This is a genomic window from Actinomyces bouchesdurhonensis, assembly GCF_963540955.1.
GTDB classification, from domain to species: domain Bacteria; phylum Actinomycetota; class Actinomycetes; order Actinomycetales; family Actinomycetaceae; genus Pauljensenia; species Pauljensenia bouchesdurhonensis.
In genome coordinates, this window is the sequence record NZ_CAUTSL010000070.1 from 1 (window position 1) to 9,875 (window position 9,875).

8 protein-coding genes are annotated in these 9,875 nt (G+C 63.8%); all 8 read right to left on the bottom strand.

Going from position 1 to position 9,875, the window contains the following annotated elements; all coding sequences use genetic code 11:
* Positions 1–1,025: 1,025 nt before the first annotated feature.
* Complete coding sequence (locus RYL44_RS09320; RefSeq protein ID WP_314975796.1) at positions 1,026–2,843, bottom strand: ABC-ATPase domain-containing protein; 1,818 nt, start codon at positions 2,841–2,843, stop codon at positions 1,026–1,028.
* 148 nt (positions 2,844–2,991) lie between these two features.
* Positions 2,992–3,480: a hypothetical protein gene (locus RYL44_RS09325; protein WP_314975797.1), complete on the bottom strand. Its 489-nt coding sequence runs from the start codon at positions 3,478–3,480 to the stop codon at positions 2,992–2,994.
* Between the two features lie 114 nt (positions 3,481–3,594).
* On the bottom strand, positions 3,595–4,107 hold the full coding sequence (locus tag RYL44_RS09330; protein WP_314975798.1) for a hypothetical protein: 513 nt from the start codon (positions 4,105–4,107) through the stop codon (positions 3,595–3,597).
* A 110-nt stretch (positions 4,108–4,217) separates the two neighbouring features.
* Complete coding sequence (locus RYL44_RS09335; protein ID WP_314975799.1) at positions 4,218–4,640, bottom strand: hypothetical protein; 423 nt, start codon at positions 4,638–4,640, stop codon at positions 4,218–4,220.
* Between the two features lie 126 nt (positions 4,641–4,766).
* Positions 4,767–5,288, bottom strand: coding sequence for a hypothetical protein (locus tag RYL44_RS09340; protein ID WP_314975800.1), 522 nt, complete (start codon positions 5,286–5,288; stop codon positions 4,767–4,769).
* Positions 5,289–5,584: 296 nt separating this feature from the next.
* Entirely contained in the window at positions 5,585–7,741 is a 2,157-nt protein-coding gene (gene nrdE, locus RYL44_RS09345; protein WP_314975801.1) for a class 1b ribonucleoside-diphosphate reductase subunit alpha, read from the bottom strand.
* Complete coding sequence (gene nrdI / locus RYL44_RS09350; RefSeq protein ID WP_073983824.1) at positions 7,711–8,127, bottom strand: class Ib ribonucleoside-diphosphate reductase assembly flavoprotein NrdI; 417 nt, start codon at positions 8,125–8,127, stop codon at positions 7,711–7,713. The genes nrdE and nrdI overlap by 31 nt, the downstream gene beginning before the upstream one ends.
* Before the next feature lie 285 nt (positions 8,128–8,412).
* Positions 8,413–8,658, bottom strand: coding sequence for a glutaredoxin-like protein NrdH (gene nrdH / locus RYL44_RS09355; RefSeq protein WP_073983823.1), 246 nt, complete (start codon positions 8,656–8,658; stop codon positions 8,413–8,415).
* Positions 8,659–9,875: the final 1,217 nt, after the last annotated feature.

Genomic DNA, 9,875 nt, shown 5'->3' on the forward strand with positions numbered 1-9,875 from the left:
CCAACGATGCCAATTCAATGTTTGAAAGGTTTACATGGGAATTACGTGCGAAATTACTGAGCGCACACCAAACAGTCCGGCCCGACGGTGCCCACAAGTGACGACGGAGACACCTCCCAGATATTTCGCACGTAATTCGATTGCATGAACTTTCAACAAAGCCCAGAAACGTTGCAATTCCAACGATGCCAATTCAATGTTTGAAAGGTTTACATGGGAATTACGTGCGAAATTGCTGAGCGCACACCAAACAGTCCGGTTCGCGCAAAGCAGCCGGGCCCTGGGGACGCGACTACGACTCGACTGCCTCGCGCACCTCGCCCACCTGGCCAGCCTCGTCTACCACGCCGCATCAGCGACCCATACCCGCCCCGAGCCCGCCCCACCGCGTCGCCGGCCAGCCCGCGTCGCCGGCCAGCCCGCGTCGCCGACCCGAGCCCGCCCCACCGCGTCGCCGACCCGAGCCCGCCCCAGGCTCCGGTTTCAACCGCAGTTTGCCCAAACCGTAGACCACCTCGCCCAAAACGCCCCATGCCCATTTCCACCGAAGTGGACTGCACTTTGAGCACACATCACAAAAGTCGCACGTAATTTCCCTTGGTCAGTTTTTAATTAGCCCCACAAACGTTGCAATTCCAACGGTCTGAATTCAAAGTTTGAAATAGTCGCGGGGGAATTACGTGCGACATTTTTGGGGAACCATGCCGAGGCAGGGGCAGAGCGGGCAGCCGAAAGCTAGGCCGCCCCGCGCATCAAGGTAGCCAGACACAGGTCACCACCCGGCCGACAGACCGTATGCCGGGCCGACTGGAGTGCCCGTGGGAGGCAGCGTGGCCTGGATGTCGTCATCGAGACGATGCGTCAGACCGGCAACGATGACGACTCGGCAACCTCAGGGCGCGACTCACCCGAAAGCTCCGCCAGGCCGACAGACAGTATGCCGCCAGACCGACAGCGATTAGGACTCGGCGACCTCAGGGCGCGACTCACCCGAAAGCTCCGCCAGGCCGACAGACAGTATGCCGTCAGACCGGCAACGATGACGACTCGGCGACCTCAGGGCGCGACTCACCCGAAGGCTCCGCCCCGGCCTCGTCCACGGACACCGCGCCGCGCGGCTCGCGCAGGGACAGGCCGCGGTAGCGGTTGATGGCGGCTCCCACGTCGATGAGGCGCGGGCGCGCCAGGAACGCCGGGTAGGGGCGGGCGCCGAACTTGCAGACGGCGTCCAGGCCCTCGGATGCGAGGCGCCGGCCGAGCTTAGCCATGAGCTCGGGCATCGACTGTTTGCCGGCCATCTCCTCGAGGACGCCGCGCACGCACCAGGCGATGGCCTCGGCCTGCCCGGGGTCGACGACTCCGGCGACGTCGGAAATGCCGACGGTCGACCGGTCGATGGTCAGCACGGACGTGCCCGAGGCCTTGGTGCGCGGGCGGTCCACGCGGGCTTTCGCGGACGGAACGCGGGGCGTCGCCTCCCAGGAGGTTGGGGCGTCGGTGCGGGGGCGCGGCAGGTCGGCGACGACGGAGCGCGCCCGGGAGGTGACGTCGAGGCAGCGGTAGTTGTCCATCATGAGGACCCGGTCGGCGGCGTCGAGGAAGGCGCCGGAGCCGCCGACGACCATGATGAGGGAGACCCCGGCCTCGGTGAGGGAGGTGACGCGGTCGACGAGGGGCGTGATGGGTTCCTTCTCGGCGGCGACGAGGTCGCGCATGCGGGTGTCGCGGATGAGGAGGTTGGTGGCGGAGGTGTCTTCGTCGATGAGGAGCGTGCGCGCGCCCAGCTCGAGGGATTCGATGATGGAGGCGGCCTGCGAGGTTGAGCCGGAGGCGTTCTCGGTGGAAAACGACGTGGTGTCGGCGCCGCCCGGCAGGTGGGTGATGAAGGGTGAGATGTCGACGCCGGTGACGGCTCGCCCGTCGGCGGCGCGCACCTTCGTGGCGGTGGGGTCGGTGGCAACGAGTTCGCGGCCGTCGCCGGGCACGTGCGCGTACACGCCCTGGGCGATGGCCTCCAGGAGCGTGGATTTGCCGTGGTAGCCGCCGCCGACGATGAGGGTGAGGCCCGGGGGGATCGCCATGCCGGACACCTCGCCGGCGTGGGGTAGGGTGACGGTGGCGCGCAGGGACTCGGGGGAGGCGAAGGCGACGACGCCGTCACCGGTCAGGGGCGCCTCGGAGATGCCGGAGCGGCGCGCGAGCAGGGCCTCGTCGGCGACGAAGGACACCCATCCGCGTTCTTCGAGGATGCTTTGGAGTGCGCGGTAGTCCTCGTAGGCGGCGACGTGGGCGAGGAGGCGGGAGCGTTTACGGGTGGTGGCCGGGTCCTCGGAGACGTAGTCGAAGCAGTCCATGACGATGTTGGGCACGTCGACGTCGAAGAGGCGGGCGGCGCTGCGCCCGAGGATCGTGCGTCCGCGGGCGGGGAGCTTGACCTGGAAGCGCACTTCGACGCGGTCGGGCAGGACGGTCGCGTAGGAGCGCTGGAGGATGAGGGCGCCGGCGCGGGCGATCGTCACATCGCGCGTGCCGCGGGCGCGGATGGCTTCGTCGAAGGAGCGGGCGATGAAGTCCGCTGCGGCGAGGCGGGCGTCGGACGAGGCCAGGGCGGCGTCGGGCAGTCCCATGGCCTCGGGCCGTGCCCAGGCGCGCAGGGACGAGGGTGGGGCGTAGGGGTCGGCCTGCACGTGGTCGATCGCGAGGGTGAAGTCGCCGTAATCCCAGGCGCCCAGGGCGTTTTTGTAGAAGCCGTAGGGGCGCCCGTCCGCGTGGCGGAGCTGGTCGAGCAGGTTGGCGTCGGTTCCGGTGATCGAGCGCGAGGGGGCTTCGTATCGGGGAGTCATGCTGCAAGTTTACAGGTGACGCCGGCCAGAACGCCGGTGTCGTGAGTGTACGCGCTCATCGAGCACGCCTACGGCGTGGCCTCACGCTGCGGCACTTTCGTCGCGTCCCAGTGGTACTTCTGTCGCCTGGCGGTTCGGGTGTGTTGTTCTAGCTGGCGACCATGGCGATGATGGCGGCGAGGATGAGTGAGTCGACGATGAGGCAGCCCACCGCGATATTGCGGGCGATTGTTGCCCTTTTGACGATGTGTTCGGGGGCGCCGTAGGCGCGGGCGGTACCGAGCTGCAGGCAGCCCGTCAAGACCCCGAGGGAAGAGAAAATGATGACGCCGAAGAACAGGCTGAGAGCGGACATGATGATGATTATCGTTGAGACGCCGTTCACGCGGGCCGTGTACGAGGCCATGGCTTGGTCTGTCAGTATGTCGCCGTAGGTGATCCGTCCATTCGCCGCTCTGGCGCGCAACGCCTGCTGGTACGCGGTGGCGTAGGCGCGTTGCAGGCCCGTGGCCTGCGGGAAGGGCTGAGCGTATCCGACGGGCACGCTCGGCTGCGCGTACGCGAACTGCCCGTATTGCTGTCGCATGGGAACTCCGCGGGCTGGCTGTTGAGTGAAGGGGGTGCGGATGTCACTCATACGCTGCTCCAGATGTGAGGGTCGGGTGGTCAGAGTTTATCGTAGCGCACACGCACCCCCGAAAAAGTGCATGATTCGGGACACTGTTGGTCACCCGCAGGCCAAGGGGAATGATCACCGATTCGCCGCCGATACGCCCAGGAGAATGAATAGAATTAGGCCGACAACTTGGATGATCGCGCTAATCAGTGACACGGCGAAGCTCGCGCGGGCGCGTGAGCGGACACGGTCGGGAGCGCCAATCGACTTGGCCTGCGACGTGAGCACTGACGCCCAGATCGCCACGGGGACCGACAAGAGGGGACCGATGGTGAGGAAGCTGAAGACGCTCAGCACCATGATCGTCACCGCCCTGGAGGCGATCGATTCATACTCGTAGGTGCGCGGTGGCGTGTAGGAGGGGTTTCCATAGACAGGACCGACGGGTGAATCGCCGGGCATGGGTTGACCAACAGGCTGTGCGTACCCGGGCTGGACGTACCCGGGCTGGACGTACCCGGGCTGGACGTAGCCTGACTGCGCGTACGCGGACTGCGCAAACGTTGGCGGCTCGTTGGTCGGCTGGGGCGCATAGGCGGATTGATTGCCGGATTCGAGCTGCGCGTAGGGATTGACGGGGTCACTCATGTGTTGCTCCTAAAAAATTGCACCGGTGCGCCACTCATACCAGCGCACGAGTCGAACGAAGAAAAAGGTGAGGCCCGGGCGGACCCGAGCCTCACCCTAGTGAGCGTTCATCACTGACTGGCCAACAGACCGAGGATGATGAAGAAGAAAACGAGGAGGAAAACTCCAACGACGATGGCGATATGAATAAACGAGCAGATTCGAGCCGAGGATTGGGCGCTTCGCACTTGTTCCACGACGTCCAGCGGAGCGTCGAGTGCCGACGCCTCCTGCATCATCTTGCTCGTCCAAAACCACATGCCGCCCGACAGCAGGAGACCGCCGAACAGGAAGCTGAGGAATGACAGCAGTCGCGCCGTCGATGCATCCGAGCGAAGCTTCTCCGCCGCTGGAGTCGTAGCATACATGGGCTGGGCGTTAAAGTGTTGGTCCGTTCCCTGCCCGAACGAGGCATCGACCGCCTGGGGAGTGGATTCCTGCCGCGTGTTGGGGTTGATGGTATCGCCCACTCGCTGCTCCACATCATCTGTCACTGATTTCATATTTGTACGAGCGCGTCGTCCGGTCACCGATGAACGAGACGCGGATCGACGCGCTCCGCACACGCGTGAGACGGTCGCTCACCGCCGCGGCGCCTAGCATTGTCTCCTTGCGGGACGTCAGTAAGAACTACCGACCAAGGCAGCGAGGAGGAAGGGGACGCCGAACAACAGCACGAGCCCAACCACCTGAATGATCGTACAGACCATCGCGGTCGTACGCGCACTGCGAATATCGCTGACAACGTCCATGGGGGCGCCCTGGCCTATCGCTTCGTTGAGCAAACTGCTGCCCCAAATCCATGCGGGGATCGCCAGGAGCGGGCCAAGGGTGACGAGGCTGATGAACGCCATGATGCGCACGGTGGTTGCATTCGAACGCAGGCGCTCGACCGCGGGGTTGATGGCGTAACTCATCTGACCGTACAAAGGCTGGCCATAACCGGCCTGCGCACCATAACCGGCCTGCGCACCGTAACCGTACTGCGCACCGTAACCGGCCTGCGCACCGTAACCGTACTGCGCACCGTAGTCGGCCTGTGCGCCGGGATAGCCAGTCTGCGCAGTGTAGTCGGCCTGAGCGCCGTAGGGCGCCACGCTACCTGTATTAGTCGCACCGTAGGGGTTTGAAGGGTCACTCATCATTCACTCCGAAGACACGTGGGACTTTATTCCGCAGCAATCATACGAGGATGACGCGGAAATTCCGAATGAATGCGTCACACCACACCCTCGGCGCGCCAAAGTCCCAGGCCGGGCCTGGTGCTTGCGCCCGCCACACTCACGCGCCTGATTTTCCGACAGGTGTCCCCCGCCTCGCCCCCAAGCGCAACCCCCGCCTCGCCCCACGCGGGCGACCCCAGCCTCGCCCCACGAGCACAAAACGGTGCGGGGGCCGACTTCCCGACCCCCGCACCACCCGACAAGCGAGCATCACGTCACAGCATGCAGGACACGCAGCCCTCAACCGCCGTGCCCTCCAACGCCATCTGACGCAGACGCATGTAGTACAGGGTCTTAATGCCCTTCCTCCACGCGTAAATGTAGGACTTATTCAGGTCGCGCGTCGTCACCGTGTCCGGGTAGAACAACGTGAGCGACAGGCCCTGATCGACGTGCTGGGTCGCCACCGCGTAGGTGTCGATGATCTTCTCGGGGCCGATCTCGTACGCGTCCTGATAGTACTGAAGGTTCTCGTTCGTCATGTACGGCGCCGGATAGTAGACGCGACCAATCTTGCCTTCCTTGCGAATCTCCACGCGGGAGACGATCGGGTGGATCGACGACGTCGAGTTGTTGATATAGGAGATCGAACCCGTCGGGGGCACGGCCTGCAGGTTCTGGTTGTACATGCCGTAGGTAGCCACATCGGCCGCCAGAGCCTCCCAGTCGGCCCGGGTAGGGACCTTAATGGACGAGGCGGCGAGCAGCTCACGGCACTTGCCCGTGGTAGGCGCCCACTCCTCGTCAATGTACTTGCGGAAAAACTCACCCGACGCGTACGTGGAATCCTCGAAGCCCTCGAAGCGTTCCCCGCGCTCACGAGCAATGAGACACGAGGCCTTGATGGCCTCGAACAGGACCGTCATGAAATACATGTTCGTGAAGTCCAGCGCCTCCTCGGACCCGTAGTGCACGTGCTCGCGCGCCAAGTACCCGTGCAGGTTCATCTGCCCCAAGCCGATCGCGTGACTCATCGCGTTTCCGCGCGCAATCGAGGGCACTGCGCCAATGTCCGACAGGTCAGACACGGCCGTCAGGCCACGGATCGCCATCTCGATCGTCTTAGAGAAGTCCGGGGAATCCATGGTCTTCGCGATGTTAAGCGAACCCAGGTTGCAGGAGATGTCCTTACCGACATGCGAGTACGACAGGTCATCGTTGTAGGCCGAGGCCTCCGACACCTGCAGGATCTCCGAACACAGATTCGACATGGTGATGCGACCCTTGATCGGGTTCGCCTTATTCACCGTGTCCTCGAAGACGATGTAGGGGTAGCCGGACTCGAACTGGATTTCCGCGATCGTCTGGAAGAAACGACGCGCGTTAATCTTCTTCTTGTGGATGCGCCCGTCGTCCACCATCTCGTGGTACTTCTCCGTCACCGAAATCTCAGAGAAAGGCACACCGTACACGCGCTCCACGTCGTAAGGGCTAAACAAGTACATGTCCTCGTTCTTACGGGCCAGCTCGAACGTGATGTCCGGGATGACAACGCCCAGGGACAGCGTCTTAATGCGGATCTTCTCGTCCGCGTTCTCACGCTTGGTGTCCAGGAACTGCATGATGTCCGGGTGGTGCGCGTGCAAGTACACAGCGCCCGCGCCCTGACGCGCGCCCAGCTGATTCGCGTAGGAGAAAGAGTCCTCGAGCAGCTTCATGACGGGCACGACGCCGCTGGACTGGTTCTGGATCTTCTTAATTGGGGCACCCGCTTCACGCAGGTTCGTCAGCTGTAGGGCCACGCCGCCGCCGCGCTTAGACAGCTGCAGCGCAGAGTTAATGCCGCGCGCGATCGACTCCATGTTGTCTTCGATGCGCAGCAGGAAGCAGGACACCAGTTCGCCGCGGGCCGCCTTACCCGCGTTCAGGAAGGTCGGTGTGGCCGGCTGGAAACGGCCCGTCATGATCTCGTCAACGAAGGCGCGGGCCAGCTCAATGTCGCCGCGCGCCAGGTACAGGGACACCATGGCGACACGATCCTCGAAGCGCTCCAGGTAGCGCTTACCATCAAAGGTCTTGAGCGTGTACGACGTGTAGTACTTGAACGCGCCCAGGAACGTCGGGAAACGGAACTTGTGGGCGTACGCCTGCTTGTACAGCTCCTTAATGTCCGCGAAGTCGTACTGATCCAGGACATGCTTCTCGTAGTAGCCCTCCTCCACCAGGTACTTCAGCTTCTCCTCCAGGTCATGGAAGAACACCGTGTTCTGGTTGACATGCTGCAAGAAGTACTGGCGAGCGGCCTTACGGTCCGCATCGAACTGGATGCGTCCGTCCGCGTCGTACAGGTTGAGCTGGGCGTTGAGCGCGTGGTAGTCCAGCTCCGGGGAGGGAGCTTCCTCTACGCCCGTGTCGGTGTAGTTTTCTGCCAAAACTGTTCCAGTCCTTCGCGAACTCTGGAGACATCCTCAGGCGTGCCAAGGAGCTCGAACTTATACATGTGGGGAACCCCCAGCTTGGCCGCGATGATGTCGCCCGCGATGCAGTAGGCCTTGCCGAAGTTAGTGTTTCCCGACGAAATCACGCCCCTACACAGGGCCCGATTGTCGGGATCGTTGAGGAACTTAATGACCTGCTTAGGTACCGCTCCCTTAATGTTTCCACCGCCGTAGGTAGGCACGATCAGCACGTACTCCTCACGCACGCGCAGAGGTTCATCCTTGGGACGCAACGGGATTCGCGCAGCCGGGAGGCCCAGTTTTTCAACGAAACGGCGGGTGTTGCCCGTCGCCGACGAGAAGTAGACGACGATGCCCATAGTGTTCCTTCCGACGTGTCGGGGCGGTGAGCTTCTAGTGTCTCATTCACGAGGCCTGGGCGGAGGTGCGCGGGAGGCGTGTCCCCGTGTGGGATGTTCGACTCGGCGGCGCGGGGTGCGCGTCTGGTTCAGGCGCGAGTGTCCCGCCATTCACGCTGGTCACGCCCCGTGTCGCGCCTGACTGCCTCGGGCGTATCCGCGCCTTGTCGAGAAGGCGACCCCGGCCTCGTCCGTGCCCGGACATGCGAAAGCCCCGACCGGGAGGCCGGGGCTTGTCGGCGTGACTCAGGCGGACAGCGCCATAGCTTGAGCGGCGACGGCCTTGATGCGGTCGGGACGGAAGCCGGACCAGTGGTCCTCACCCGCGACGACGACGGGAGCCTGCTGGTAGCCGAGGCCTTTGATGAAGGCGAGAGAGTCCGCATCCTGGGTGACGTCGATCTTCTCGTAGGAGATGCCCTGCTTGTCGAGGGCGCGGTAGGTCGCGTCGCACTGGGGGCAGCGGGGCTTGGAGTAGACGGTGATCGACATGTTCGTGTCTCCTTGCGGCTCGAGGCCGGACGTTTGCTTACCTGACGGGCTTTCGTGCGGCTCGTTCGCCGCGAACACGACAACACTACACCTCGTGGCCACTCACGCAAGCGACCCCTAGATGTTGTGTGTAGCGCTCCCGTTGTGGACAAGGCCAATGCGCCTGTGGATAAAGCGGGCGGTCAGGATCACAGGCCCACCGCCTCATCTTGTCGCCCCCGTAATGAAGCTTCCCGAAAATGCGCACAAATGCGCGGGTTTTTCACTAACCTTTAAGTGCTTCAAACATCCCCCACGAGGCGCCAGTCGCCCCTGTGAGCACTGTGGACAGCCTTGTCACCACCCTGTGCACAACCACCCTTCGACCACCCAACTAGTGTTACGCATCACATTTAATGGCGGGGGCTTGGGCGTGTCGCACCCCCACATCTAGTGGCCATTTGCGACTAAGCGCCCCAAGATGTAGGGGTCGAACGCTATTTCGGGCGAATGCTTGAAATACCACGGAAAGCAGCGTGGAACGCGTGCCACAGGCGCCTGGGTGGGCGGCCCGGGGGCATGGGGGCCCGGGGGCCTGGGCGGGTGGCCTGGGTGGGCGGCCCGGGGGCCTGGGGGCCCGGGGGCCTGGGCGGGGCGCCCGGGGGCCTGGGTGGCATGGGCGGGGCGCCCGGGGCGCCACCCATAGCCCCCACGCCGTCGCCCGCGGGGGGAATTGCACCATTAGAGCCACGACACGCCGACGACACGCCGTCAAACAGCTCCTAATGCTGCAAAACCCCCCGCCGGCCCGGGCAGAGGGCGCAACAAGAACCGAACAGCCCAGCCACGATGCCTGGGAGCGGCTGCAACGACCTCGGCCACGCCAGCTGAACCATCACGAGCGCAGCCTTGGCTCCGCCGCGCCTCCCGCGGCCCCAACCTCCGATGTCCCGACGCGCCGAGTCACGGGCACGCAACGCAGCTGGCTGAGCGGATACCGCCCCCGGGCGACAACACATCCGGATAGGACACCAACATCCGGATAGGACACCAACATCCGGATACCTTAATAACCTATCCACATCCGCATAACCTATCCGGATGCGCACAACCTATCCGGATAACCCCAGACAGAAGCCACGCCCGGGCCCGCAACGCAGCTGGCTGAGCAGGTACCGCCCCCGGGCGACAACACATCCGGATAGGAAACCAACATCCGGATAGGAAACCAACATCCG